This is a genomic window from Streptomyces sp. NPDC001843 (assembly GCF_042891955.1).
Classification (GTDB): domain Bacteria; phylum Actinomycetota; class Actinomycetes; order Streptomycetales; family Streptomycetaceae; genus Streptomyces.
Map to the genome: position 1 here is coordinate 266,214 of NZ_JBIATQ010000001.1, position 25,614 is coordinate 291,827.

Annotated in this window: 22 protein-coding genes; 4 read left to right on the forward strand and 18 right to left on the reverse strand. The window is 71.2% G+C overall.

The features are described from left to right. Positions 1 to 147 precede the first annotated feature (147 nt). The 16 genes from ACFYZQ_RS01225 to rsmH all read right to left on the reverse strand — a co-directional run bounded on the left by ACFYZQ_RS01225 (position 148) and on the right by rsmH (position 17,916). Entirely contained in the window at positions 148 to 1,332 is a 1,185-nt protein-coding gene (locus ACFYZQ_RS01225) for a DivIVA domain-containing protein (RefSeq protein WP_389140338.1), read from the reverse strand. Between the two features lie 51 nt (positions 1,333 to 1,383). Next, complete coding sequence (locus ACFYZQ_RS01230; protein WP_388788601.1) at positions 1,384 to 1,674, reverse strand: YggT family protein; 291 nt, start codon at positions 1,672 to 1,674, stop codon at positions 1,384 to 1,386. Between the two features lie 50 nt (positions 1,675 to 1,724). Beyond that, positions 1,725 to 2,357, reverse strand: coding sequence for a cell division protein SepF (locus ACFYZQ_RS01235; RefSeq protein ID WP_388788598.1), 633 nt, complete (start codon positions 2,355 to 2,357; stop codon positions 1,725 to 1,727). A 129-nt stretch (positions 2,358 to 2,486) separates the two neighbouring features. Continuing rightward, on the reverse strand, positions 2,487 to 3,206 hold the full coding sequence (locus tag ACFYZQ_RS01240) for a YggS family pyridoxal phosphate-dependent enzyme (protein ID WP_389140340.1): 720 nt from the start codon (positions 3,204 to 3,206) through the stop codon (positions 2,487 to 2,489). A gap of 6 nt (positions 3,207 to 3,212) precedes the next feature. After that, the gene (gene pgeF, locus ACFYZQ_RS01245; RefSeq protein ID WP_389140342.1) at positions 3,213 to 3,941 is read right to left on the reverse strand and encodes a peptidoglycan editing factor PgeF; all 729 of its coding nucleotides are present in this window, start codon (positions 3,939 to 3,941) and stop codon (positions 3,213 to 3,215) included. 10 nt (positions 3,942 to 3,951) lie between these two features. Next, positions 3,952 to 5,163: a cell division protein FtsZ gene (ftsZ, locus tag ACFYZQ_RS01250; protein ID WP_389140343.1), complete on the reverse strand. Its 1,212-nt coding sequence runs from the start codon at positions 5,161 to 5,163 to the stop codon at positions 3,952 to 3,954. A gap of 286 nt (positions 5,164 to 5,449) precedes the next feature. After that, a complete protein-coding gene (locus tag ACFYZQ_RS01255; protein ID WP_389140345.1) occupies positions 5,450 to 6,253 on the reverse strand; it encodes a cell division protein FtsQ/DivIB in 804 nt (267 codons plus the stop codon). A gap of 26 nt (positions 6,254 to 6,279) precedes the next feature. Then, positions 6,280 to 7,368 carry an undecaprenyldiphospho-muramoylpentapeptide beta-N-acetylglucosaminyltransferase gene (gene murG / locus ACFYZQ_RS01260; RefSeq protein ID WP_389140347.1) on the reverse strand — a complete coding sequence of 363 codons (1,089 nt, stop codon included), beginning with the start codon at positions 7,366 to 7,368 and terminating at the stop codon, positions 6,280 to 6,282. 6 nt (positions 7,369 to 7,374) lie between these two features. Further along, positions 7,375 to 8,730, reverse strand: a complete 1,356-nt coding sequence (ftsW, locus tag ACFYZQ_RS01265) for a putative lipid II flippase FtsW (RefSeq protein ID WP_389140349.1) — start codon at positions 8,728 to 8,730, stop codon at positions 7,375 to 7,377. An 85-nt stretch (positions 8,731 to 8,815) separates the two neighbouring features. Then, a complete protein-coding gene (murD, locus tag ACFYZQ_RS01270; protein ID WP_389140351.1) occupies positions 8,816 to 10,264 on the reverse strand; it encodes a UDP-N-acetylmuramoyl-L-alanine--D-glutamate ligase in 1,449 nt (482 codons plus the stop codon). Continuing rightward, positions 10,246 to 11,319, reverse strand: a complete 1,074-nt coding sequence (gene mraY, locus ACFYZQ_RS01275) for a phospho-N-acetylmuramoyl-pentapeptide-transferase (protein ID WP_389140353.1) — start codon at positions 11,317 to 11,319, stop codon at positions 10,246 to 10,248. The genes murD and mraY overlap by 19 nt, the downstream gene beginning before the upstream one ends. Next, positions 11,316 to 12,731, reverse strand: coding sequence for a UDP-N-acetylmuramoyl-tripeptide--D-alanyl-D-alanine ligase (gene murF / locus ACFYZQ_RS01280; RefSeq protein ID WP_389140355.1), 1,416 nt, complete (start codon positions 12,729 to 12,731; stop codon positions 11,316 to 11,318). The genes mraY and murF overlap by 4 nt, the downstream gene beginning before the upstream one ends. 4 nt (positions 12,732 to 12,735) lie before the next feature. Next, the gene (locus tag ACFYZQ_RS01285) at positions 12,736 to 14,256 is read right to left on the reverse strand and encodes a UDP-N-acetylmuramoyl-L-alanyl-D-glutamate--2,6-diaminopimelate ligase (RefSeq protein WP_389140357.1); all 1,521 of its coding nucleotides are present in this window, start codon (positions 14,254 to 14,256) and stop codon (positions 12,736 to 12,738) included. A 150-nt stretch (positions 14,257 to 14,406) separates the two neighbouring features. Next, a complete protein-coding gene (locus ACFYZQ_RS01290; RefSeq protein ID WP_389140359.1) occupies positions 14,407 to 16,383 on the reverse strand; it encodes a peptidoglycan D,D-transpeptidase FtsI family protein in 1,977 nt (658 codons plus the stop codon). Positions 16,384 to 16,388: 5 nt separating this feature from the next. Continuing rightward, positions 16,389 to 16,895 (reverse strand): septum formation initiator family protein, encoded by a 507-nt coding sequence (locus ACFYZQ_RS01295; protein WP_389140361.1) that lies wholly within the window; start codon positions 16,893 to 16,895, stop codon positions 16,389 to 16,391. Between the two features lie 64 nt (positions 16,896 to 16,959). Beyond that, the gene (rsmH, locus tag ACFYZQ_RS01300; RefSeq protein WP_389140363.1) at positions 16,960 to 17,916 is read right to left on the reverse strand and encodes a 16S rRNA (cytosine(1402)-N(4))-methyltransferase RsmH; all 957 of its coding nucleotides are present in this window, start codon (positions 17,914 to 17,916) and stop codon (positions 16,960 to 16,962) included. Positions 17,917 to 18,276: 360 nt separating this feature from the next. On the opposite strand from rsmH, the gene ACFYZQ_RS01305 reads away from it, so the two are divergent. From ACFYZQ_RS01305 to ACFYZQ_RS01320, 4 genes are all read left to right on the forward strand, one after another. Further along, the gene (locus ACFYZQ_RS01305) at positions 18,277 to 18,825 is read left to right on the forward strand and encodes a beta-class carbonic anhydrase (RefSeq protein ID WP_389140365.1); all 549 of its coding nucleotides are present in this window, start codon (positions 18,277 to 18,279) and stop codon (positions 18,823 to 18,825) included. Between the two features lie 232 nt (positions 18,826 to 19,057). Beyond that, on the forward strand, positions 19,058 to 20,095 hold the full coding sequence (locus ACFYZQ_RS01310; RefSeq protein ID WP_389140367.1) for an AAA family ATPase: 1,038 nt from the start codon (positions 19,058 to 19,060) through the stop codon (positions 20,093 to 20,095). Continuing rightward, positions 20,095 to 21,456, forward strand: coding sequence for a DUF58 domain-containing protein (locus tag ACFYZQ_RS01315; RefSeq protein WP_389140369.1), 1,362 nt, complete (start codon positions 20,095 to 20,097; stop codon positions 21,454 to 21,456). Before ACFYZQ_RS01310 ends, ACFYZQ_RS01315 begins: the two co-directional genes overlap by 1 nt. A gap of 22 nt (positions 21,457 to 21,478) precedes the next feature. Continuing rightward, positions 21,479 to 23,863, forward strand: a complete 2,385-nt coding sequence (locus ACFYZQ_RS01320) for a DUF3488 and DUF4129 domain-containing transglutaminase family protein (RefSeq protein ID WP_389140371.1) — start codon at positions 21,479 to 21,481, stop codon at positions 23,861 to 23,863. Between the two features lie 282 nt (positions 23,864 to 24,145). Here the strand turns inward: ACFYZQ_RS01320 and ACFYZQ_RS01325 are convergent, their stop codons facing one another. Together ACFYZQ_RS01325 and ACFYZQ_RS01330 are read right to left on the reverse strand one after the other, a co-directional pair. Continuing rightward, positions 24,146 to 24,535 carry a DUF3040 domain-containing protein gene (locus tag ACFYZQ_RS01325; RefSeq protein WP_389140373.1) on the reverse strand — a complete coding sequence of 130 codons (390 nt, stop codon included), beginning with the start codon at positions 24,533 to 24,535 and terminating at the stop codon, positions 24,146 to 24,148. A 284-nt stretch (positions 24,536 to 24,819) separates the two neighbouring features. After that, positions 24,820 to 25,590 carry a methyltransferase gene (locus ACFYZQ_RS01330; RefSeq protein ID WP_389140375.1) on the reverse strand — a complete coding sequence of 257 codons (771 nt, stop codon included), beginning with the start codon at positions 25,588 to 25,590 and terminating at the stop codon, positions 24,820 to 24,822. Positions 25,591 to 25,614: the final 24 nt, after the last annotated feature.

The following is a 25,614-nucleotide window of genomic DNA, read 5'->3' on the forward strand; positions in this document are numbered from 1 at the left end:
GGCCCCCGATGGGGCCGGGCCTTCGGTATGAAGAACCCACCGGCCGGCGTCAACACGCGTAAAAAGGGCGGGGCCCCGGACCGAAGTCCGGGGCCCCGCCCCTGAACGCTGCCGACGCCTACGGCGTACTACTGACCGTGCCGGCCGTCAGTTGTCGTCCTCATCGATCAGGAACCCGCGCATCGGCGAGGGAGCCTGGCCCATCGGCGACGGCCCCTGCGGGCGGACCGGAGCCATCGGCTGGGTCATCGCCGGGGTCATCTGCTGCTGGCCACCGTAGGACGGGGCAGCGGGGCTCGGCGCACCGCCCATGGGCTGGTTGCCGCCGTAGGACGGGGCGCTCGCGCCGGCCGGTGCCATGGAGGGCGCCGGGGACGGCGGGAGGGAGGCCGTGGCCGGGGTGCGCGGCGGCGCCAGGGAGTCGTCGGCCTGGGTCTCCAGCTGACGCAGCTGGGACTCGAGGTACGACTTCAGGCGCGTACGGTACTCGCGCTCGAAGCCACGCAGGTCCTCGACCTTGCGCTCCAGCGTGGCGCGCGCGGACTCCAGGGAGCCCATGGCGACGCGGTGCTTCTCCTGCGCGTCCCGCTCGAGCGCGTCGGCCTTGGCGCGGGCGTCACGCTCAAGACCCTCGGCGCGGCTGCGGGCCTCGCCGACGATCTTGTTGGCCTCGGAGCGGGCCTCGGCGATCGCCTGGTCGGCGGTCTGCTGGGCCAGCGAGAGGACTCGGGCGGCGCTGTCGCCACCGGGGCCCTGACCGGGGCCGCCCATCGGACCGCCCATGGGGCCGCCCATCGGACCGCCCATCTGCTGCTGCATGGGGGGCTGACCACCCATCGGGCCCTGGCCCATCGGACCCTGGCCCATGGGGCCGGGACCCTGCGGACCGCCCTGACCGCCGGGGCCGGCGGGCAGCTGCGGGGCACCGCTCGGCAGCTGGGGCGGGCCACCCATGGGGCCACCCATCTGCTGCTGCGGCGGGCCCGATATTCCGGCGGGCACGGGCGCGCCAGGACCTCGCATGCCCTGCTGCGGCATGCCACCCTGCTGCATGCCGCCTTGCTGCATACCGCCTTGCTGCATTCCGCCCTGCTGCATTCCGCCCTGCTGCTGGTCCTGCTCCGGGGGCTTGCGCATGTTCTGCTGGTTCTGCGCAGCCGCGCGCGTGGCCGCGGCCAGCTTGGCCCGCAGGTCCTCGTTCTCGCGGAGCAGACGGGTCAGTTCGGCTTCGACCTCGTCGAGGAAGGCATCGACCTCGTCCTCGTCATAGCCTTCTCGGAGGCGGACGGTCGTGAACTGCTTGTTCCGCACGTCCTCGGGGGTCAACGGCATCTCTTCACCTCAACGTAGTCATCGGCAGTCGGCAAGACCTTTCGTCCACGTTCACCCCACCAGGTTTCCCACGATGTTGATGAGGACGTAGACGATGATCATCAGTACGAAGAAGGACAGGTCGAGCGCCACGCCCCCGAGACGCAGCGGCGGAATGAACCGCCGCAGAAGCTTCAACGGTGGATCGGTGACAGTGTAGGTGGCCTCCAGTACGACCACCATCGCCTTGCCGGGTTGCCACGAGCGGGCGAACTGGAAGACGTAGTCCATGACCAGCCGGAAGATGAGCACGATGAGGAACACCATCAGCGCGATGTAGATCACCTGCGCGAACACGCTCATGGTCTGTGCTTCCCTCTCCCCTGCTCCGTGCTTCGTTCCGTTGGTACTTCTCAGCTCTGGTTGAAGAACCCGCCCTCTGCGATGCGGGCCTTGTCCTCCGCCGTGACATCGACGTTAGCAGGAGACAACAGGAACACCTTCTGCGTCACCCGCTCGATGCTGCCGTGAAGACCAAACACCAAACCGGCCGCAAAGTCGACAAGTCGCTTCGCGTCTGTGTCATCCATCTCAGTCAGATTCATGATCACCGGTGTGCCCTCACGGAAGTGTTCCCCGATGGTACGGGCCTCGTTGTAGGTCCGGGGGTGAAGCGTGGTGATCCGGTAAGGCTCTCGTTCGGACACGACCTTGGGCATGATCACCGGTGCGTTCTTCTCCAGGGATTGACGTTCTTGTGTGATGGACGCCACGGGCGCGATCCGCGCCGGGCGGCTCGATTCCGCGGGGAGCGAAGCGGCGTGAGAAACCGGGTCGCGCTGCGCGGGGGGCTGCACGACTCGTACCGATTCATCCCTTTGGGACTGATGCGACTGGTGTGACGGCTCGTGCCGTCGATGGTCCCGCTCCGGCTCCGGGTCCAGTTCGGGCTCGAAGTCGTCGTCGGGGTCGAAACCGCGGCCGTCGTACCCATCGTCCTCCACGAGGCCGAGGTAGACCGCCATCTTGCGCATCGCGCCGGCCATGCTCTGAGTCCTCCGCTCTGTGGTGGATCGGCTGACGACTGCCAAGTGCCTGCGATCCACGAGGTCGTTCTGCCCGCCTTTCGGCGACATTGACCATATTTTCTGCTGTGGTCCGACTTCTTGGCGACGTTACCCGAGCCTGGCGCGGACTCCGAGTACCGCGGTGCCGATGCGTACATGTGTCGCTCCGGCCGCCACGGCGTCCTCGAGGTCCGCACTCATCCCTGCGGACACCATGTTCGCAGCAGGATGGGCTCGGCGCAGGTCGGTCGACAAATCCATCAACCGCTCGAAAGCGGCCCGTTGGCGCCCGGCGTACTCCCCGGTGAGCGGCGCGACGGTCATGAGCCCGTCGAGCCGCAGCCCCGGAGCGCCGGCGATCAGGCCGGCCAACTCCTCGATGCCGCCGGGTGCCACGCCGCCGCGCTCGCCCCGCCCGCCCTCTCCCGCGTCGAGCGCGACCTGGATCAGGCACCCCACCTCGCGCCCGGCCCGGACGGCCTCCCTCGACAGGGCCGTGACGAGCTTGGGACGGTCCACGGACTGAACGACATCGGCGTAACCGACCACGGAGCGCACCTTGTTGGTCTGCAACTGGCCGACAAAGTGCCAGGAAAGGGGCAGATCCGAGCAGGCGGCGGCCTTGGGGGCCGCGTCCTGGTCCCGGTTCTCGGCGACGTGGCGCACACCGAGCCCCGACAGGAGCCGCACATCGCTCGCCGGATAGGTCTTGGTGACCACGATCAGGGTCACCTCCCCCCGCTCCCGCCCGGCGGCCGCGCAGGCCGCGGCGATGCGCTCCTCCACCTTCGCCAGGTTTCCGGCGAGTTCACCCTTACGGTCCGGCATGCCGCATCAGTCCAGCCACACATAGCCTGCGAGCCGCCCGGTGGCGCGGTCGCGGCGGTACGAGAAGTGATCGCCCGATTCGAGCGTGCACACCGGCGACTGCTCCCGGTCGCACACCCCGAGGCGCTCGAGCTGCGCGTGCACTCCGGCGCTCACGTCGACCGCAGGGGTGCCCCAACTCGTCTCCGCGTGCGCCGCCGACTCGACCGCGGCCACCTCGGCGCGCATCGCCTCCGGCACCTCGTAGCACCGGCCGCAGACCGCCGGTCCGGTGCGGGCGACGATCCGGCCCGGCTCGGCACCGAGTTCGACCATGGCCCGTACGGCGGCGGGAACCACCCCGGCGACCATGCCGGGCCGCCCGGCGTGGGCGGCGGCGGCGATCCGGGCGACCGGGTCGGCGAGCAGCACCGGCGTGCAGTCGGCGGTGAGCACCGCGAGGGCGAGTCCCGGCCGCGAGGTGACGATCGCGTCGACCTCCGGCACCGGGCCGTCGCCCCAGGGCTCCTCGATCACGGCCACGTCCGCCCCGTGCACCTGGTTCATCCAGACCACGTGCGCCGGGTCCAGACCGAGGGACTTCGCGGCCAGCTCGCGGTTGGTCCGTACGGCGCCGGGGTCGTCGCCGACCGCACCGCCGAGGTTGAGTTCCTCGTAGGGAACGGCGCTCACCCCGCCCCACCGGTCGGTGAAGGCGAAGTGCGCGCCGCTCACGATCTCGTGCTGTCCTATCACGGCAGAAGCGTCACTTGAGGAAGTCCGGTACGTCCAGCTCCTCGGCGGCGCTGTCCGAGTACGTCCGCGGGGCCGGCGGGGCCGGCGGGGCGGTCGGGATCTCGGCCACCGGCTCGGGAACCGCCGCGGGCTCCGGCTCCTCCTTGGGCGTGACGCTGCCGAGCGAGCCGAAGGACGGACGGCTCTCGGGCTGCCGCGCCGGGGCCGGCTCGTCCCGGCGGGCGGTGGACGACGACGACGTCGAGCCGATGACGTTGTCCCGGCGGGCCGGGGGCTGCCCCCCGTCGAAGCCGGCCGCGATCACCGTGACCCGGACCTCGTCGCCGAGGGCGTCGTCGATCACCGCGCCGAAGATGATGTTGGCCTCGGGGTGGGCCGCCTCGCTGACCAGCTGGGCGGCCTCGTTGATCTCGAACAGGCCGAGGTCGGAGCCACCGGAGATGGAGAGCAGGACACCCCGGGCGCCGTCGATGGAGGCCTCCAGCAGCGGCGAGGAGATCGCCATCTCGGCGGCGGCCACCGCGCGGTCGTCGCCGCGGGCCGAGCCGATGCCCATGAGGGCCGAACCGGCCTCGGACATGACCGACTTGACGTCGGCGAAGTCCAGGTTGATCAGGCCGGGGGTGGTGATGAGGTCGGTGATGCCCTGCACACCGGACAGCAGCACCTGGTCCGCGGACTTGAACGCGTCGAGCACGCTGACCTGGCGGTCCGAGATGGACAGCAGCCGGTCGTTGGGGATGACGATGAGGGTGTCGACCTCTTCGCGGAGTTCGGCGATGCCGTCCTCGGCCTGGTTGGCGCGGCGCCGCCCCTCGAAGGTGAAGGGACGGGTGACCACACCGATGGTGAGGGCACCCAGGGAGCGCGCGATGTTGGCCACGACGGGCGCGCCGCCGGTGCCGGTGCCGCCGCCTTCACCGGCCGTCACGAAGACCATGTCGGCCCCCTTGAGGACCTCCTCGATCTCCTCGCGGTGATCCTCGGCGGCCTTGCGGCCGACGGCCGGGTTGGCTCCGGCGCCGAGTCCGCGGGTGAGTTCGCGGCCGACGTCGAGTTTGACGTCGGCGTCGCTCATCAACAGCGCCTGTGCGTCGGTGTTGATGGCGATGAACTCGACGCCCTTGAGACCGACCTCGATCATCCGGTTGATGGCATTGACACCACCGCCGCCGACACCGATGACTTTGATGACTGCGAGGTAGTTCTGCGGTGCTGCCACGTCGAAGGCCTCTCGCCTCGAGTTACGTGTCGCCGGGCCACCGAAGCACTGCGCTTCGCGATCCGACGACGGATGCCGAATGGGACGGTCCTGAACGCCGACCCGAACCCTAACCCTGAAGTTTAGGGTTACCAGTGTGTCTGTTCCTTGAAGTCTTCTGAACAGGACACTAAGTCGACAAGTGGCGCACGTTCAACGAACACGCCGAACCTCCCGTTTTTCTTTTCACCCTATGTGATCAGGCATAGCAGTGCCCAACCAGGGTGCTGGCCTGCGCGGATGTGCGTCAACTCCCCGATGACGCCGGGGCGGTGGGGACGCTGACGTCGAAGTGCCCTGCGCGGGGAGCGGCTTTCATGAGAGCGTTGAGTGTGCGGGCCTTGGCGCGGCCGTTCTCGCCGCTGCCCCACTCGACGGTGCGCCCGCCGCTCAGCTCCAGCGAGATGTCGTCGTAGGAACGCACCTTGACGACCCGTGTCTCCCGCGCGACGTTGGCCGGAATGTCACCTGCCACGTCCACCGCCTCCCGGACCAGACGGTCCTCGCCGAAGCGGCGCAGGCTCGCGGTGGCCGAACCGGACCGGGGCGGATCCAGTTTCAGAGCGGCAACGCCTTTCGGCGCCTGCGAAACGGTGGCGAAACGGACACCTTCCTTGTCCACTTCGACGAACCGTCCGCCCTTCCCGATGAGGAGCACCGGAACACGCTCGGTTACTTTCAGCCCGATTCCGTGCGGCCAGGAGCGGACGACCTCGACCTCGTCGATCCGGGGCAGTTTCCGGCGCAGCCGCGCGGCGATGGCATCGGTGTCGACGGAGATCAGCGGCTTGCCGACCGGCACCCGGGCGGCCTGGCGGACCTGTTCGGGCGTCAGAACCACGGTCCCCTGGACCGAGACGTGGTCCACCCGCAGCCACTTGGAGCCGTACAGCGTCCAGACCACTCCGGCGACGAGGAGCACGAGTGCGGCAGCCAGTACGACGATCCCACGAAGGCGGGGAAGGCGGAGCTTTCCCAACCGCCTTCCGGGCGGCGGGCCGGACGACTCCTGCTGGCGATCACCGCGCTCGGCGGTCGTCGGTCCGGCCACACTCACTGCCCTCCGTGCATATCGTCCTATCGGCGCGAGGCGATCGCCTCGTACACCATGCCGACGAGCAGGTCGTCGGCGTCCCGGCGGCCGAACTCGCTGGCGGCGCGGGACATCTCGTACAGCCGGTGCGGGTCGGCGAGCACGGGCAGGACGTTCTGCTGCACCCACTCGGGCGTGAGTTCCGCGTCGTCGACCAGGAGGCCGCCGCCGGCCTTGACCACCGGCTGGGCGTTCAGCCGCTGTTCGCCGTTGCCGATGGGCAGCGGGACGTAGGCGGCCGGAAGCCCGACGGCGGAGAGTTCGGCGACGGTCATCGCGCCCGCACGGCAGAGCATCATGTCGGCCGCCGCGTACGCGAGGTCCATCCGGTCCAGGTAACTTACCGGGATGTAGGGCGGCATTCCCGGCATCTGATGCACCTGCGGCAGTTCGTTCTTCGGGCCCACCGCGTGCAGGATCTGGATGCCGGCCTGCTGCAGCCAGGGGGCGACCTGCTGGACCACCTCGTTGAGGCGGCGTGCGCCCTGCGAGCCGCCGGAGACGAGCAGCGTGGGCAGGTTCGGGTCGAGACCGAAGCGCGCGCGGGCCTCGGGGCGAGCGGCGGCGCGGTCCAGGGTGGCGATGGAGCGGCGCAGCGGGATGCCGATGTAGCGGGCGTCGCGCAGCTTGCTGTCGGGCGTGGAGACGGCGACCCGGGCGGCGTAGCGGGAGCCGATCTTGTTGGCGAGGCCGGGGCGGGCGTTCGCCTCGTGGATCACGATGGGCACGCCGAGACGCTTGGCGGCGAGGTAGCCGGGCAGGGCGACGTAGCCGCCGAAGCCGACCACGGCGTCCGCCTTGGTGCGCTCCAGGACCTGCTCGGCGGCCTTGATCGTGCCGCGCAGCCGCCCCGGGACGGTGATCAGCTCCGGCGTGGGTTTACGGGGCAGCGGCACCGCCGGGATCAGCGCGAGTTCGTAGCCGCGCTCCGGGACGAGCCGGGTCTCCAGGCCGCGCTCCGTGCCAAGGGCCGTGATCCCCACGGTCGGGTCCTGCCTGCGCAGGGCGTCCGCGAGGGCGAGCGCGGGCTCGATGTGGCCGGCGGTCCCCCCACCGGCGAGTACGACATGCACCGAAATTCACCGCTCTCCGGACGAGCGCGCCGCCGAGGCACGCCGTCGCATCGTGTTCCATCTCCGGGGCCCCCGAGGACCTCCGGTCCCCCGTTTTCTACCAAAGCGGGGTTGCCGCATCGCAAGCGCCGCCCGCGCAGCGGGCTCGTCGCGCGCGAAGGCGATCAGCAGCCCGATGGCGAACATGGTCGGCAGCAGGGCCGACCCTCCGTAGGAGAACAGCGGGAGGGGGACGCCGGCGATCGGCAGCAGGCCGAGCACCGCACCGATGTTGATCACTGCCTGGGCGGTGATCCAGGTGGTCACGCCTCCCGCGGCGTACCTCACGAAGGGGTCCTCCGTGCGTCCGGCCACGCGGATACCCGCATAGCCTAGAGCCGCGAAGAGGGCGAGCACCGACAGCGTCCCCGCCAGGCCCAGTTCCTCACCGGTGACGGCGAAGATGAAATCGGTGTGGGCTTCGGGGAGTTGGCCCCATTTTTCCACACTCGCGCCCAGCCCGGAGCCGAAGAGCCCGCCGGAGGCCAGGGCGTAGATCCCGTGCACGGCCTGCCAGCAGTCGGCCACCCCCGAGCGGGGCTCGGTGGCGCCGATGCAGGCCAGCCGGGCCATGCGGTTGGGGCTGGTCTTGATCAGGAGCACACCGATCGCGCCGGCGACCGACAGCACGCCGACGAACAGCCGGGTCGGCGCCCCCGCCAGCCACAGCAGCCCGAAGAGGATCGCGGTGAGGATGATCGCGGTGCCCATGTCGCCGCCGAGCATGATCAGCCCGAGCAGCAGGAAGGAGACCGGCACGAGCGGCACCAGCATGTGCTTCCACTGGGTCAGCAGTTTCCGGTCGTGCTTGCGCGCCATCAGGTCGGCGCCCCAGAGCACCAGCGCCAGCTTGCCGAACTCGCTGGGCTGGATCTGGAAGGAGCCGCCGAGCGAGATCCAGTTCTGGTTGCCGTTGACCGCCATCCCTATCCCGGGGACCTGTACGAGGGCCATCAGGAAGACGGCGCCCGCGAGGATCGGGTAGGCCAGCGCCCGGTGCAGCTTCACCGGCATCCGGGAGGCGACGAACATCAGCACGCCGCCGATGGCCGCGGCAAGGAACTGCTTGCGGAAGAAGTACGACCCCGGCAGTGACAGCTGCAGCGCGGTGATCTGCGAGGCCGAGTAGACCATCACCAGGCCCAGCACGGTGATCAGCACACTGCCACCCAGGATCAGGTAGTAGGCGGTCAGCGGCCGGTCCCAGGCCCTCCGCGCGCGCGTGACGAACCGCCGTACCGGATTGTCGCGGGGCGGCCGGGGCGCCACGGGCCGCCTGACGGCCCGCTGGACCGGAGGCCGGCCCGTACGGCTACCGGACATCACCGGATCCTCCCGACCTTCAGCCACATCCGTCTCACGCGTCCCTCCAGGGGCCCCGAAGCACCCGCTGAGACGGGACCCGTCGTCAGGCGCCCGCGCCGAGTTCGCGAACCGCCTCCGCGAACGCGTCACCGCGCTGGTTGTAGTTGGTGAACATGTCCATGGAGGCGCAGGCCGGCGCAAGCAGCACCGTGTCGCCGGCGACCGCCAGCCGCTTGGCTTCCGTCACCGCCTGGAGCATCGCCCCAGTGTCGGTCCGGTCGAGGTCGACGACGGGTACTTCCGGGGCGTGTCGCGCCAGGGCGTCACGGATCAGGGCGCGGTCGGCGCCGATGAGGACGGCGGCGCGAAGTCGCTTTGCCGACTTGGCGACCAGCTCGTCGAAGGCGGCGCCCTTCGCCAGACCGCCCGCGATCCACACGATCGACTCGTACGCCGCCAAGGAGGCTTCCGCGGCGTGGGTGTTGGTGGCCTTCGAGTCGTCGACGTACGTCACGCCCTCCAGCTCCGCCACCTTCGCGATGCGGTGGGCGTCCGGGGTGAAGGCCCGCAGGCCGTCCCGTACGGCCTGCGGGGGCACCCCGAAGGCGCGCGCGAGGGCCGCCGCGGCAAGGGCGTTGGCGATGTTGTGCGGAGCGGGCGGGTTGACGTCCGAGACCTCGGCGAGCTCCTGGGCGTTCTTGTGCCGGTTCTCGACGAAGGCACGGTCGACCAGGATGCCGTCCACCACGCCGAGTTGGGAGGGCCCCGGGGTGCCGAGGGTGAAGCCGATGGCCCGGCAGCCCTCCTCGACGTCCGCCTCGCGCACCAGGTCCTCGGTGAGTTTGTCGGCGACGTTGTAGACGCAGGCGACCCGGTTGCCCTGGTAGATGCGGCCCTTGTCGGCGGCGTAGGCCTCCATGGAGCCGTGCCAGTCGAGGTGGTCGGGGGCGAGGTTGAGCACCGCGGCGGAGTGCGCGCGCAGGGAGGGCGCCCAGTGCAGCTGGTAGCTGGACAGCTCCACGGCGAGGACGTCGTACTCCTGGTCACCGAGCACGGCGTCCAGCAGCGAGACGCCGATGTTGCCGACGGCCGCGGTGCGCAGGCCAGCCGCCTGGAGGATGGAGGCGAGCATCTGGACGGTGGTGGTCTTGCCGTTGGTGCCGGTGACGGCCAGCCAGCGCGCGGCGTCGGGGCCGCGCAGCCGCCAGGCGAGTTCGACGTCGCCCCAGACCGGGACGTTCGCTTCGGCGGCCGCCGTGAACAGCGGCTTGTCCGGCTTCCAGCCGGGCGCGGTGACGATGAGTTCGGTGCCCTCCGGCAGGGAGTCGCCGTCGCCGAGGCGCACGGTGACGCCGAGCGCCTCCAGTTCGGCCGCCTGGGCCCGCGCGCGGTCGTCGTCGCCGTCGTTGACGACGGTGACCCGCGCGCCGAGGCCGTGCAGCACCTTGGCCGCCGGGACGCCGGAGACGCCCAGCCCGGCGACGGTGACGTGCTTGCCCTGGAACTCCGAAGATCCTTCAGGCACCGAGGAGGTCACTTGTCCGCTGCCCATCCCGCATAGAAGAGACCCAATCCGACAATCACACAGATGCCCTGGATGATCCAGAACCGGACCACCACAAGGACTTCGGACCAGCCCTTGAGTTCGAAGTGGTGCTGGAGTGGCGCCATCCGGAAGACGCGCTTGCCGGTGAGCCGGAAGGAGCCGACCTGGATGACGACCGACATGGTGATGAGGACGAACAGTCCGCCCATGATGGCCACCAGCAGCTCCGTGCGGGAGAGGATGGCCAGGCCCGTGAGGACGCCGCCGAGGGCGAGCGAACCGGTGTCCCCCATGAAGATCTTGGCGGGCGAGGTGTTCCACCACAGGAAGCCGAGGCAGGCGCCCATCAGCGCGGAGGCGACGACGGCCAGGTCGAGCGGGTCGCGCACCTCGTAGCAGGCGTTCGGGTTGGTCAGCGTCTGGGCGTTGGCGCAGGACTCCTGGAACTGCCAGACACCGATGAAGGTGTAGGCGCCGAAGACGAGAACGGAGGCACCGGTGGCCAGGCCGTCCAGGCCGTCCGTCAGGTTCACGCCGTTCGACATCGCCAGGATCATGAACAGCGCCCAGACCACGAACAGCACCGGGCCGATCGACCAGCCGAAGTCCGTGATGAACGAAAGCTTCGTGGACGCCGGGGTGTTGCCGCGCGAGTCGGAGAACATCAGCGACAGCACGGCGAAGCCGATACCGACGATCAGCTGGCCGGCCATCTTCGCCTTGGCCCGCAGACCCAGCGAACGCCGCTTGACGATCTTGATGTAGTCGTCCAGGAAGCCGACCAGGCCCATGCCCGCCATCAGGCCGAGGACCAGCAGCCCGGAGTACGTCACCGGCTTGCCGCTGATCACCTTGCTGAGGAAGTAGGCGGCGATCGTGGCCAGGATGAACGCGATACCGCCCATGGTCGGCGTACCGCGCTTGCTGGCGTGCTCACGCGGACCGTCGTCACGGATGTACTGGCCGTAACCCTTGCGCGCGAGGAGCTTGATCAGCAGCGGGGTGCCGACCAGCGTCAGGAAGAGACCAATGACTCCCGAGAACAGGATCTGGTTCATCATCGGGCGGCAACCTCACCCTCGGCACCGCTCTCGACGAGCGCCTGGGCAACGCTCTCCAGCCCCACCGAACGGGACGCCTTCACGAGCACGACATCCCCCGGGCGCAACTCGCTGCGCAACAGGTGGACCGCCGCCTGTGCGTCGGACACGTGCACCGACTCCTCACCCCACGAACCCTCGTTATATGCGCCCAGTTGCAGCCAGGAGGCTTCGATCCCCCCGACCGCGACGAGCTTGCTGACGTTGAGCCGGACGGCGAGCCGTCCGACGGCGTCGTGCTCGGCGAGCGCCTCGTCCCCCAGCTCGGCCATCTTGCCGAGCACCGCCCACGTGCGGCGCCCCTGGCCCATGGCCGCGAGTGCCCTGAGGGCGGCCCGCATGGACTCGGGGTTGGCGTTGTAGGCGTCGTTGACGATGGTCACGCCGTCCGGGCGCTCGGTGACCTCCATGCGCCAGCGGGAGAGGGAGCCCGCCTCGGAGAGCGCGGTGGCGATCTCTTCCGCGGACATGCCCAGCTCATGGGCGACGGCGGCCGCGGCGAGCGCGTTCGACACGTGGTGCTCACCGTACAGGCGCATGGTCACATCACTTGCACCGGAGGGTGTGTGAAGCCTGAACGAGGGCTGTCCGCTGTCCGTGAGTCGCACGTTCTCGGCGCGTACGTCCGCTTCGGCCGACTCTCCGAAAAGGATCACCTTCGCCTGGGTACGGGAGGCCATGGCCCGGACCAGGGGGTCGTCGGCGTTGAGGATCGCGGCCCCGCCGTCCTCGGCCGGGGGCAGGGCCTCCACGAGCTCGCCCTTCGCCTGCGCGATCTGCTCGCGGCCTCCGAACTCGCCGATGTGGGCGGAGCCGACGTTGAGCACGAGCCCCACCTTCGGCGGGGTCAGCTCGGTGAGGTAGCGGATGTGGCCGATGCCTCGGGCGCCCATCTCCAGCACAAGGAAGCGCGTCTCCTCGGTAGCGGACAGGGCGGTCAGCGGCAGCCCGATCTCGTTGTTGAGCGAGCCCGGGGTGAACACCGTCGGCGCCTTGCGCCGGAGCACCTGGGCGATGAGGTCCTTGGTGCTGGTCTTGCCCGCGGAGCCGGTGAGCGCGACGAGGGTCGCGCCGAGCCGTCGTACGACGTGCCGGGCGAGGGCGCCGAGGGCGCTCTGGACGTCCTCGACGACGATCGCGGGCACGCCGACGGGCCGCGACGCCAGCACGGCGACCGCGCCGGCCGCCACGACCTGCGCCGCGTAGTCGTGACCGTCGGCGCGCTCGCCGACGAAGGCGACGAACAGGCTGCCCGGAACCGCCTCCCGGGAGTCGCGGACCACGGGCCCGGTGACCTGGACGGACGGATCCGGTATGTCGTGCGTCTGCCCGCCGACGACTGCTGCGATCTCGGCGAGGGAGAGGGCGATCACAAGTTCATCCCTGGGTCTTCTGGATAGCTTCGCGGAGCACCTGGCGGTCGTCGAACGGACGGATCACGCCGGCGATGTCCTGGCCCTGCTCGTGGCCCTTGCCCGCGACCAGCACGGTGTCCCCGGGGTGCGCCCGGCCGACGGCGGCGGCGATCGCGGCGGCCCGGTCCTCGAAGAGGAGCACCTCTCCGCGCTGGTGCGCGGGCACGGACGCCGCGCCCTGGAGCATGGTGGCCAGGATCGCCAGGGGGTCCTCGGAGCGGGGGTTGTCGGAGGTCAGTACGGCGGTGTCGGCGAGCCGGGCGATGGCGGCGCCCATCGGGGCGCGCTTGGTGGTGTCGCGGTCGCCGCCGCAGCCGAGGACGACGTGCAGACGGCCCTTGGTGACCTTGCGCAGGGCCTTGAGCACCGATTCGACGGCGTCGGTCTTGTGGGCGTAGTCGACGACCGCCAGGTAGGGCTGTCCGGCGTCCACCCGCTCCAGGCGGCCCGGCACGCCCGGTACGGCGGCGACGCCGTCGGCCGCTGCCTGCGGGTCGAGACCGGCGGCGGCCAGGGCGACGATGGCGGCGAGGGTGTTCGCCACGTTGAAGGGACCCGGCAGCGGCGACTTGGCGGCGATCCGCTCGCCCTGCGGGCCGAGCACGGTGAACGTCGAGTCCATCGGGCCGACCTGGACGTCCTCGGCACGCCAGTCGGCGTCGGGGTGGCCCTCGGCGGAGTAGGTGATCACCGGGACGGTGGCCTCGCGGGCGAGCCGGCGGCCGTACTCGTCGTCGGTGTTGACCACGCCGAGTTTGCTGCGCAGTGGTGTGAAGAGCTGCGCCTTGGCCTGGAAGTAGTCCTCCATGCCGGAGTGGAACTCCATGTGCTCCGGGCTGAGGTTGGTGAAGACGGCGATGTCGAAGACGCAGCCGTCCACCCGGCCGAGGACCAGGGCGTGGCTGGAGACCTCCATGGCGACGGCCTCGACCCCGCGCTCGCGCATGACGGCGAACAGGGCCTGCAGGTCGGTGGCTTCGGGGGTGGTGCGCTCGGACTTGATGCGTTCGTCGCCGATGCGCATCTCGACCGTGCCGATCAGCCCGGTGGACCGGGCCGTCTTCAGACCGCCCTCGACGAGGTAGGCCGTGGTGGTCTTGCCGGACGTGCCGGTGATGCCGATCTGGAGCAGGTCGCGGCCGGGGTGGCCGTAGATGGTGGCCGCCAGCTCCCCCATGCAGCCGCGGGGGTCGTCCACGACGAGGACGGGCAGACCGGTCGCGGCGGCGCGTTCGGCGCCGGCCGGGTCGGTCAGCACGGCGGCGGCGCCGAGGCCGGCGGCCTGGGTGACGAAGTCGGCGCCGTGCACCCGCTCGCCGGGGCGGGCGGCGTACAGGTCGCCGGGGCGGACGGCGCGCGAGTCATGGGTGACACCGGTGACCTGCGCGTCGCTCGCCGGTCGTTCGACACCCAGCTGATCGGCGAGTTCCGCGAGGGGTGTGGCGGAGACCCGCGCCGGTCGCGGCGGTCCCGGATATGTCACGGAAGCGCCCTTCTGGGTGGTTTGGGACTGATCAGCGTGTGGCACGGCGGTGAGCGTACCGGGCGTACCGGCTCCGGAGCGAAGCGAGGGGCCGGGGGCATCGGGGTTCCCGGGGTCGGGAGTGATCGTTGTCACGGGGATCGTTCCTGGTCAGGGCTTGAAGTCGACGGGCAGGTTCGCGGGCTTGGCACCGGTCGGCGGGACCTGCAGGGTCTTCAGCGCGAACTCCATGACCTGCTTGTAGATCGGGCCGCAGATCTGACCGCCGAAGTAGCTGCCCTTCGTGGCGTTCTGGATCGCGCAGTAGACGGTGATGCGCGGTTTGTCCGCGGGTGCGAATCCGGCGAACGACGAGGTGTAGCCGTGGTACTTGCCGGTGGCCGGATCCACACGGTTGGCCGTGCCGGTCTTGCCGGCCACCCGGTACCCCGGGATACGGGCCTTGATGCCGGTGCCCTGCTCGTCGCCCACGACCGACTCCAGCATCCGGGCGAGGGTCTTGGCGGTCTTCTCGCTGATCACCCGGTTCTTCTTGGGCTTCGGGGCGGGGGCGAAGCGGCCGTCGGCGCCCTTCTCGCCCCGCACCAGGGTCGGCTGGACCCGGACGCCGCCGTTGGCGATGGTCGAGTACACGGAGGCGGCCTGCATGGCGCTGAGGGAGAAGCCCTGACCGAAAGGGATCGTGTACTGCTGCGATGTCGACCACTTGCCCGCGGGCGCGAGGATGCCGCTGGTCTCGCCGGGGAAACCGAGCCCGGTCGGGCTGCCGATGCCGAACCTGCGCAGGTAGGAGTAGAGGACCTTGTTCGCCTGGGGCTGGGTCCTGCCGAGCTGGCCGGTGGCCAGGATGGTGCCGATGTTGCTGGACTTGGCCAGTACGCCGTTGAGCGTGAGGTACCAGGTCGCATGGTCGACGTCGTCCGAGAACAGCCGGTCGCCGCGGTGCAGCCGGTTGGGCACGACCACGTGGGTGAGCGGGGTGGCGGCGTTCTCCTGCAGTACGGCGGCCATGGACATGATCTTGGCGGTGGAGCCGGGCTCGTAGGCGTCCTGGACGGCGGCGTTGCCCATGGCGGCGCCGTCGGCCTTGGCCAGGTCGTTGGGGTCGAAGCCGGGCGAGTTGGCCATGGCGAGGATCTCGCCGGTGCGGGTGTCCTGGACGATCACGTAGCCGCGGTCCGCCCCGGACTTCTTCACCTGGTCGGTGATGGCGTTCTGGGCGGCCCACTGGATGTCGCGGTCGATGGTGAGCTCGACGTCGGCGCCGGGCACGGCCGGTGTCTCGGTGGAGCCGGCGGTGGGGATCTGGCGGCCGCCGGACTGGGCGTAGCGGACCTTGCCGTCCTTGCCGGTCAGTTGCTTGTTCAGCTGCTGCTCGATGCCGCCGCCGCCCTTGCCGTCGGCGTTGACCCAGCCCAGTATCCCGGCGGCGAGGTCGCCGTTGGGGTACACGCGCTTGCTGCTGGGGTCGGCGAAGACGCCGGCCAGGACGTTCACGGTGGAGTGGTCCGTGGCCGCCTTCTCGGTGAGCGCGGACCTGAGGTCCTTGATCTGGTTCCAGACCTCCGGGGTCTGGCGGCTCGCCAGCTTCACATAGCGCAGGTTCTTGTTGGCGGGCCGCAGCTTGCGCACCAGGTCGGCCTGGTCCTGTCCGAGGATCGGGGCGAGCAGGGCGGCCGCCTGTTCGGGGCCGTCGCCGATCTTCAGCTGCTTGCGGTTGAACATCGTGGGGTCGGCCGTGATGTCGTACGCGTCCTGGCTGATCGCCAGGGCCACACCGTTGCGGTCGGTGATCCCGCCGCGCTCGGCGGCCAGGGTGTGGACGACATAGCGATTCTGCTCGGCCTTGGCGGCGTACGCGCTCGCGTCGACGGCCTGGACCTGGAGCAGGCGGACGACGAACGCGATCAGCACCAGGGTCAGCGCGAGGCTCACCATGCGCAGACGGGGGCGGGGGCTGCCGAGCCGGATGGTGCGGGGCGCCGACGGACGCGGCCGGCCGGCTCCACTCGGACGCCGAGCCGGCCGGGCACCGGGCCCCGGACGCCCGGCACTGCCCCCCTTACGGGGCCCGGGCGGCTTGGCCGGGCCGGGCACACGACGGCGCGGTGCTTCCCTGTCGGACACTTCCGTCACCTGCCGGGGGTCGTGGTCGTGGCGGGCTGGAGGGCTGCGGGCACCGAGCTGGTGGGCTGGGACGGTGCCGGGGCGGGGGACGTGGAGCCGGAGGCGACGGGCGCCGCGGGCGGGACGGCGGGCTCGGTCGACAGGGCCGCGGAGGCCGGGCTGGGGACGCCCTTGACGGTGCCGTCGGGGTCGAGGAACGCCGGGTCGCCGCCGGGCACCATGCCGAGTTCGCGGGCGCGGCGCTGGAGGGCGTCGGGGGCGGAATAGGCGTCGATGTCCCGCTGGAGGGCCTGTTGCTGGTCGGTGAGGCTCTTGGTCTGCTTCTCCAGGTCGTCGAGTTTGAACGACCCCTCGCTCAGGGCGGAGTTCAGCACGAGCAGGCCGATGAGACCGCCGCCGAGGAGCAGGACGACGAGGAGCACGAACGGAGTGCGCGCCGCCTGCCCCGGACCGGCCGGGAAGAGCCGTGCCAGCCGGGCCGCCCGTCCCCTCAGTTCGGGTTTGCCGCTCACTTGCCCTCCGGTGCGTCCGGGGAGCCGACCGACTGCGTTCGGGAAACCGACCGACCCGGCTCGCTCACTCGACGTCCTCCCTGATGCGCTGGGCCCCGCGCAGCCGTGCCGGAGCGGCCCGGCGGTTCTCGGCGACCTCTTCCTCGGTGGGAAGTTCGGCACCGCGCGTGAGCAGCTTGAGCCGGGGCTGGTAACGCTCGGGGACGACCGGCAGGCCGGGCGGCGCGGTGGTGGCGGCACCGGCCGCGAACACCTGCTTGACCAGACGGTCCTCGAGCGAGTGGTACGACAGGACGGCGATCCGTCCGTCCACGGCGAGGGCCTTCACCGCGGCCGGGATCGCCCGTTCCAGAACCGCGAGTTCACCGTTGACCTCGATGCGCAGTGCCTGAAAGGTGCGCTTGGCGGGGTTGCCGCCGGTGCGCTTGGCGGCCTGCGGCAGCGCGTCCCGGATCAGCTCGACCAGCCGCGCGCTGGTGCTGAACGGCTCCTTCTCCCGCTCGCGGACGACGGCCGCGACGATCCGCTTGGCCTGCTTCTCCTCGCCGTACGCGCGCAGGATCCGCACGAGTTCGCCGGCCGGATAGGTGTTGAGGACCTCGGCGGCGCTCATGCCGGTCGTCTGGTCCATGCGCATGTCCAGCGGCGCGTCCTGGGCGTAGGCGAAGCCGCGGTCGGCCTCGTCGAGCTGCATGGAGGAGACGCCGAGGTCGAACAGCACGCCCTGCACGCGCGGGATGCCGAGCCGGTCGAGCACGTCGGGCAGCTCGTCGTAGACGGCGTGGACGAGGGCGGCCCGCTCCCCGTACGGCGCCAGCCGTTCCCCGGACAGGCGCAGGGCCTCCTTGTCCCGGTCGAGGGCGACGAGCCGGGCCTCCGGGAACCGGGTCAGCAGCGCCTCGCTGTGGCCGCCGAGCCCGAGGGTGCAGTCGACGACCACCGCTCCCGGCCGCTCCAGGGCGGGCGCCAGCAGGTCCAGGCACCGCTGGAGCATCACGGGAACGTGTCGGCTCTGGGTCAAGGGTGCCTCTCATGTGCGGCGCGAAGCGGTACGCACCGCCTGGTCCCCGCCCGCTCGAGAAGGGGAGGCCTGCCGGCGCCGGAGGCGTCAGCCGGCCGGGAGCGGGAGGAGGCCGGGCCGTGCGTACGCGCCGCGCGGGAAGATCAGTCCAGCAGGGAGAGCGTCGCCTCCCGCTTCGCGTCACTTTAGTCCACCGTGTCTCGCGGTCAATCAACCGGCCTGCGCGTCGCGCATCGCGTGCCGGGCGGGGGCGCAATTCGCAGGGAATCACCCTTCCGGCACACGTTTGCCCTCCGTGTGGGTTAGTTCACAACAAGCCACGATGACACACCTGAGCGGCACACTTGTAACGTCGTGGCTATGACGACTTCCTCTGCAGCCCCGACCGGATCCGAAGGCGCCATAGCGAACGGCGGCAAGGTCACCGACCGCCTCGTCGAGGCGAACGAACGCTACGCCTCCGCGTTCACCGACCCCGGCATGGACGCCCGCCCCGTCCTCCGGGTCGCCGTGGTGGCCTGCATGGACGCCCGCCTCGACCTGCACGCCGCGCTCGGCCTGGCACTCGGCGACTGCCACACCATCCGCAACGCCGGCGGTGTGGTCACCGACGACGTGATCCGCTCCCTCACCATCAGCCAGCGCAAGCTCGGCACGCGCAGCATCGTCCTCATCCACCACACCGGCTGCGGCCTGGAGTCCCTCACCGAGGACTTCCGCAACGAACTGGAGATGGAGGTCGGCCAGCGCCCGGCGTGGGCGGTCGAGTCGTTCCATGACGTCGACCAGGACGTCCGGCAGTCCATGCAGCGCGTACGCACCTCGCCGTTCCTGCTGCACACGGACGACGTACGCGGCTTCGTCTTCGACGTCCGCACGGGTCTGCTGCGGGAGGTCGACCCGGCCTGACCGGCCCGCCCACCCCGGAAATCCCGCCACCCGGCATCGAAAATCTCATCGAAAAGGTCATGAGACCGACATAGTGCGGGCAGTTGTCCACAGGCGAGTGACACGAAACGGTAACGGCAGCAAGAATGCGGGGTGTGACGTCACTCGGGAACTCTTTCCGCGTGCTGTCCGTGTTTCGGGGTGGGCCACCGCAGAGCGACGGCCCTTGTAAGAACGGGCCGAGGAGGGCCGGGTGACGACCTATGACGATCGAGCGAGCCTGACAGATCTGACTGCCACCGTGGAGCGGGTACGCAGTTCGGTGGAAGGAGTGATCGAGGGCAAGCCGGAGGTCGTACGGCTTTCGCTGACCGTACTGCTCGCCGAGGGACATCTTCTGATCGAGGACGTCCCCGGCGTGGGCAAGACGATGCTCGCCAAGGCGCTGGCGCGGTCCATCGACTGTTCGGTGCGGCGCATCCAGTTCACGCCCGACCTGCTGCCCTCCGACATCACCGGCGTGTCCATCTGGGACCAGCAGCGCCGGGACTTCGAGTTCAAGCCGGGTGCGATCTTCGCGCAGATCGTGATCGGCGACGAGATCAACCGCGCCTCCCCCAAGACCCAGTCCGCGTTGCTGGAGTCCATGGCGGAGCGCCAGGTCACCATCGACGGGCAGACCTACGAACTGCCCAGCCCCTTCATGGTGGTGGCCACGCAGAACCCGGTCGAGATGGAGGGCACCTACCCGCTGCCCGAGGCCCAGCGCGACCGCTTCATGGCCCGGGTCTCCGTCGGTTACCCGAGCGTCGAGGCCGAGTTGCAGATGCTGGACGTGCACGGCGGCATCTCGCCGCTGGAGGACCTCCAGCCGGTGGCTCACGCGCACGAGATCGTGAAGATGATCGAGGCGGTGCGCGCCGTGCATGTCGCCGAACCGGTCAGCAGGTACGCGGTCGACCTGGTCGCCGCCACCCGCACCCATCCTGACCTGAGACTCGGGGCCTCGCCGCGCGCGACGCTGCACCTGCTGCGCGCGGCGAAGGCCTCCGCCGCCCTCAGCGGGCGGGAGTACGCGCTGCCGGACGATGTGCAGGCCCTCGCCGTGGCCGTGCTGGCCCACCGGCTCCTGCCCACCGCACAGGCCCAGCTCAACCGGCGCACCGCGGAACAGGTCGTGCAGGAGATCCTGCAGAACACGCCGGTGCCCGCGGCCTCGCCGCAGCAGAGCGGCCTCGGTCTCGGCCGGGGCGTGCCGGCGTATCCCCAGCAGCCCCCGCGGAGGCTCTGATGACCACCGGGGGGACGGGGCCGGCGGAGGTCGACCGCGGGGAGCGGGGCGGCGTCCGTACGGCCCTGGCCGGGCTGACCACCCGGGGGCGGTCGTTCCTGGCCGCCGGTGTCGCCGCCGCGATCTGCGCGTACGTCCTCGGACAGAGCGAGCTGCTGCGGGTCGGGCTGCTGCTGGCCGTCCTGCCGCTGATCTGCGCGACCGTGCTGTACCGCACCCGCTACCGGGTGGCCGGCAGCCGCCGGCTGTCGCCCTCGCGGGTGCCCGCCGGCAGCGAGTCCCGCGTGCACTTGCGGATGGACAACGTCTCGCGGCTGCCGACCGGCCTGCTGATGCTCCAGGACCGGGTGCCGTACGTCCTCGGGCCGCGGCCCCGTTTCGTGCTGGACCGGGTCGAGCCGGGCGGCCGGCGCGAGGTGTCCTACCGGGTCCGCTCGGACCTGCGCGGCCGGTATCCGCTGGGGCCGCTGCAGCTGCGGCTTACGGACCCCTTCGGGATGTGCGAACTGACCCGCTCCTTCTCCTCGTACGACACCCTGACGGTGATACCGCGCGTGGAGCCGTTGTCACCGGTGCATTTCAGCGGCGAGGCGAAGGGGTACGGCGACGGACGGCACCGCTCGGTGGCGCTGGCGGGCGACGACGACGTGATCCCGCGCGGGTACCGCTACGGCGACGACCTGCGCCGCGTGCACTGGCGCTCCACCGCGCGCTACGGCGAGCTGATGGTGCGCCGCGAGGAGCAGCCGCAGCGGTCCCGCTGCACGGTGCTGCTGGACACCCGGGGCATCGCCTACGCGGGCGTCGGCCCGGACTCGGCCTTCGAGTGGGCGGTCTCCGGCACGGCGTCCGTGCTGGTGCACATGCTCGAACGGGGCTTCTCGGTGCGGCTGCTGACGGACACCGGCAGCGCGGTGCCCGGGGAGGGCGCCGACGGGTTCGCCGGCGCCAGCCAGGAGACGGCGGACGCGGCCGGGCTGATGATGGACACGCTCGCCGTGATCGACCACTCGGACGGTACGGGTCTGTCCCGCGCCTACGACGTGCTGCGCGGCGGCAGCGAAGGGCTGCTGGTGGCGTTCCTGGGCGATCTCGACGAGGAACAGGCCGCAGTGGTCGCCAAGATGCGCCGGCGCAGCGGCGGCGCGATCGCCTTTCTGCTGGACGGCGACGTCTGGCTGCGGGAACCGACCGGCGTTCCCGGACCGGCGGACCCGCACGGCGAGCGGCTGCGGATGCTGCGCGAGGCGGGCTGGACGACCGTGAGCGTCCCCCGTGGCGCCTCCTTGGACGATCTGTGGCGTCAGGCGGACCACGAACGCCGGGGCGTGACCGCGTTGAGCGGCGGGGAGGCCCTGTGAGGACCGGCTGGGAGGAATTGTCATGAGCGGGCGGGCTCGGCTGGCCCTGTTCGCCGCGGCGGCCACGCTGATGGCGTCGTGTGCGTTGCTGCCCCTGGTGGACCGGCCGACGTGGCTGCTCGAGGCGGTCTTCCTGGTGGCGGCGCAGACCGGCGTGGGTGCGGCCACCCGGCGGGTGCCGCTGGCCCGGCCGCTGACCGTGGCGGCGCAGGCCCTGGTGACTCTGCTGCTGCTGACCCTGGTCTTCGCCCATCAGCAGGCCGTCGCCGGGCTGACACCCGGTCCCGAGGCGTTCCGGCATCTGACCGGTCTGCTCCAGCAGGGCTCGGACGACGTCAGCCGGTACGCGATCCCGGCGCCGCTGACCGACGGGATCCGGCTGATGCTCGTCGGTGGCGTCCTGGTGATCGGTCTGCTGGTGGACACGCTCGCGGTGACCTTCCGCAGCGCGGCCCCGGCGGGACTGCCACTGCTCGCGCTGTACTCCGTCGCCGCCGGGCTGTCCGACGGCGGCGGCGCCTGGCTGTGGTTCCTGGTCGCGGCCGCGGGTTATCTGATGCTGCTGCTCGCCGAGGGCCGGGACCGGCTCTCGCAGTGGGGCCGGGTGTTCGGCGGGGCGCCCCGCAGGCCCGGCGGGTCGTCGGACGGTGCGGTGGCCCCGGTCCGTACCGGGCGGCGCATCGGCGCGGCGGCGCTGGGCGTGGCGCTTTTCGTTCCGCTGGCCCTGCCCGCGATGAGCGGCGGCCTGCTGGACCCGGCCGGTACGGGCATCGGGAGGGGCAACGGCCACGGCGGCACGATCTCCGCGGTGAACCCGCTGGTGTCGCTGCGCGACAGCCTGAACGTGGACCAGGACCGCCAGGTGCTGTCCGTGAAGACGAGCACGAACGACATCTCGGACCTGTACCTGCGGATCGTCTCGCTGGACGACTTCGACGGCACCACCTGGAAGCCGTCCCAACGGCACATCGTGGGCGTGCCGAACCAGTTCCCGACACCGATCGGACTGAGCCCCGACGTCAAGCGCAGCAGCGTGCGGACCACGATCACGGCGGCGGACTGGTACGCCCAGGACTGGCTGCCGATGCCGTACCCGCCGAGCAGCGTGCGGATCAGCGGCAACTGGCGCTACGAGCCGGTGGGCATGACGGTCGTCGGTGACCACGGTCAGAACACGCGTGGCAAGTCGTACACGGTGACCAGCGTGGACGTGCAGCCGACCGCCCAGCAACTGGCCGGGGCCCCGCAGGCGCCGGCGGCGCTGCTGCGGGAGTACACCAAGGTGCCGTCAGCACTGCCCAAGGTGGTGAAGCGGACCGCCGAGGAGGTCACCGCGGGCGCGACGAGCCACTACGACGAGGCGGTCAAGCTCCAGGACTACTTCGCCGTGACCGGCGGCTTCCAGTACGACACCCAGGTGGAGGTCGGCCGGGGCCCGAACGCCATAGCCAACTTCCTGAAGCAGAAGCAGGGCTTCTGCGTGCACTTCTCGTTCGCGATGGCCGCGATGGCCCGCACGCTGGGCATCCCGGCCCGGGTGGCGGTGGGGTTCGCACCCGGGTCCCCGCAGGCGGACGGCTCGGTGTCGGTGGGTCTGAAGGACGCTCACGCCTGGCCGGAGCTGTACTTCGAGGGCGTGGGGTGGACCCGTTTCGAGCCGACCCCGACCCGGGGCACGGCACCGTCGTACACCGAGACGGACACACCCGGCAGCAGCCTCCCGGACCAGGTGCGGCCCTCGCAGTCGACGAGTGCGGCGCCGGCCGTGCCGGTCTCCCCGAGCGAGAGCTGCTCGGCGCAGCAGCGCAAGCTCGAGGCGTGCGGCAGCCCGTCCGCGCAGGCGGCGCAGGACAATCAGCCGCAGCCCCGGCCGTGGTGGGTGTACGCCCTGTGGGTGCTCGGCGGGCTCGCCGTCGCTCTGGTTCCGTTCGTACCGATGCTCTGGCGGGTCCGGACGCGCGGCGTGCGGCTGGGCGGGCACGCCCGTACGGACGAGGGTGCGGCGGCGCACACGCTGGCGGCCTGGCAGGAACTGACCGATTCGGCCTGGGACTTCGGCATTCCGCCGGACGAGTCGCAGACCCCGCGCAAGGCGGCCGCCCGGATCGTCCGGCTCGGCCGTCTCGACCCGGTGGCCGGGGCCGCGGTGCACCGGGTGGCGGACGCCGTGGAGCAGGTCCTGTACGCGCCCCGGCCGCGCCCGAGGGCCGGGCTGGCGGAGGATGTGCGGCAGGTGATCGCCGCGTTCGAGGGCACGGTGAGTACGCGTACGCGGCTGCGGGCGTTGTTCGTGCCCCGTTCGACCGTGCGGGTGCTGTGGGCGGCGTCGGCGTGGTGGGCGTCCGTCACGGCGCGCGTGGCGGCGGCCCGTCCGACGCCCCGCAGGGCGTCGGGCCAGCAGGGCTGAGGCCCTGCGGGAAACCGCCGGCCAGCGGCAAGGCCTCGCGGCATGCACGAGGGGCGGCCACCGGGATGGTGGCCGCCCCTGTCACGACGTCACCGACCGGCCGGCCGCTGGTGGGCGACGTCCGTGGGATGGGCGTCCCCGCGGCGCACGGGTGCCGGGACGGCGGGCCGGAAGCCCTGAGGGAGACAGCCGGACCGCGTCACGGGCTTCGCCGCATGCCAGAGGGGCGGCCACCGGGATGGTGGCCGCCCCTCTCACGTCTGTCGTTCGAGCCGCTGGAGGCTAGTGACCCTGCTCGTCGCGGCGGCGCTGCCAGCGCTGTTCGATCCTGTCCATCATGGAGCGCTTGGGCCGGCCCTGACGGCGTGCTTGCGGGGCGCCGGCGGGCTGTTCGCCCGGCTTGGGGGCCTTGCGCCAGCCAGTGACGGCGAGCACCGCGCAGCCCAGCATGACGAGGAAGCCCACCACACTCACCCAGATCAGCTGCGCGACCATTCCGGCCATGAGGAGCGCGATACCCACGAGGAAGCCTGCGACCGCCTGGTAGACCCGCCGCCGGGTGTACGTACGCAGCCCGCTTCCCTGGAGCGCCGACGCGAACTTGGGATCTTCTGCGTACAGCGCTCGCTCCATCTGCTCGAGCATGCGCTGCTCGTGCTCCGAGAGCGGCACGGAGTCCTCCTCATCGTGCAGTCGCCGGGGCGACCGGGGGGTCCCTTCAGGATAGGCAGGGAATCGCCCCCGTGAAACCCGCCCCTCTGCGCCAATTGGCCAACCAGGACCGCCATGCCGGGCCGGGCTCGCTGAGGCTTCCATTCCCCGGCGGCCGACCCGTCATGCCGAGCGGTCTCCTTCGATCATACGGCGCAAACCCCTCGATCGGGGGGCCTGTGGCGTACTCCATGTGCCGTCGACGCGCTGATCAGCGGGGTGCGCCCGGTGGCACGTGGGGCGGCTCACGCCTCCCTCGGCCCCGCCGTCTCGCCGAGCACGTGCAACTGGGTGGCCACGGAGTGGAACGCCGGGAGCTCGGCGGCCGCCGCCTCCAGCTTCAGCAGGGCGTCGAGGGCGCCGGGCTCGGTGTCCACGAGGACGCCCGGGACCAGGTCGGCGAAGACCCTCACCCCGTGCACGGCACCGACCCTGAGGCCCGCGCCCTCGACCAGGGCGGTGAGCTGCTCGGCGGTGAAGCGCCGCGGCACCGGGTCGCCGGAGCCCCAGCGGCCGTCGGGGTCCTCGAGCGCCTGCTTGGCCTCCTTGAAGTGGCCCGCGAGGGCGCGCGCGAGCACGGCGCCGCCGAGGCCGGCGGCGAGCAGGCTGAGGACGCCCTCGGGGCGCAGGGCGGCCACCGCGTTGCGGACGCCCTCGGCCGGGTCGTCCACGTACTCCAGGACACCGTGGCACAGCACCGCGTCGTACCCGCCGCGCTCGACCACGTCGAACAGGCCGTGGGCGTCTCCCTGCACGCCCCGCACCCGGTCGGCGACGCCGGCCTCGGCGGCGCGGCGCTCCAGCGCGAACAGCGCGTTGGGGCTGGGGTCGACGACGGTGACGCGGTGGCCGAGGCGAGCGACGGGCACCGCGAACTTGCCGCTGCCGCCGCCGGTGTCGAGGACGTCCAGCGCGTCCCGACCCGTGGCCTTGACCCGGCGGTCAAGGGCGTCCTGGAGGACCTCCCAGACCACGGCGGTACGGAGAGAAGCGCGAGGGCGCATCGGGTCCGACACGGTTTTTGACTCCTCGGGACGGAA

Excerpts from the sequence above, each read along its gene's own strand:
- mraY (WP_389140353.1), bottom strand. The coding sequence starts at position 11,319 with ATGATGAACCAGATCCTGTTCTCGGGAGTCATTGGTCTCTTCCTGACG.
- ACFYZQ_RS01230 (WP_388788601.1), bottom strand. The coding sequence starts at position 1,674 with ATGAGCGTGTTCGCGCAGGTGATCTACATCGCGCTGATGGTGTTCCTC.
- ACFYZQ_RS01315 (WP_389140369.1), top strand. The coding sequence starts at position 20,095 with ATGACCACCGGGGGGACGGGGCCGGCGGAGGTCGACCGCGGGGAGCGG.
- ACFYZQ_RS01240 (WP_389140340.1), bottom strand. The coding sequence starts at position 3,206 with ATGCCGGACCGTAAGGGTGAACTCGCCGGAAACCTGGCGAAGGTGGAG.
- ACFYZQ_RS01225 (WP_389140338.1), bottom strand. The coding sequence starts at position 1,332 with ATGCCGTTGACCCCCGAGGACGTGCGGAACAAGCAGTTCACGACCGTC.
- ACFYZQ_RS01305 (WP_389140365.1), top strand. The coding sequence starts at position 18,277 with ATGACGACTTCCTCTGCAGCCCCGACCGGATCCGAAGGCGCCATAGCG.
- ACFYZQ_RS01235 (WP_388788598.1), bottom strand. The coding sequence starts at position 2,357 with ATGGCCGGCGCGATGCGCAAGATGGCGGTCTACCTCGGCCTCGTGGAG.
- ftsW (WP_389140349.1), bottom strand. The coding sequence starts at position 8,730 with ATGTCCGGTAGCCGTACGGGCCGGCCTCCGGTCCAGCGGGCCGTCAGG.
- murD (WP_389140351.1), bottom strand. The coding sequence starts at position 10,264 with ATGGGCAGCGGACAAGTGACCTCCTCGGTGCCTGAAGGATCTTCGGAG.
- ACFYZQ_RS01320 (WP_389140371.1), top strand. The coding sequence starts at position 21,479 with ATGAGCGGGCGGGCTCGGCTGGCCCTGTTCGCCGCGGCGGCCACGCTG.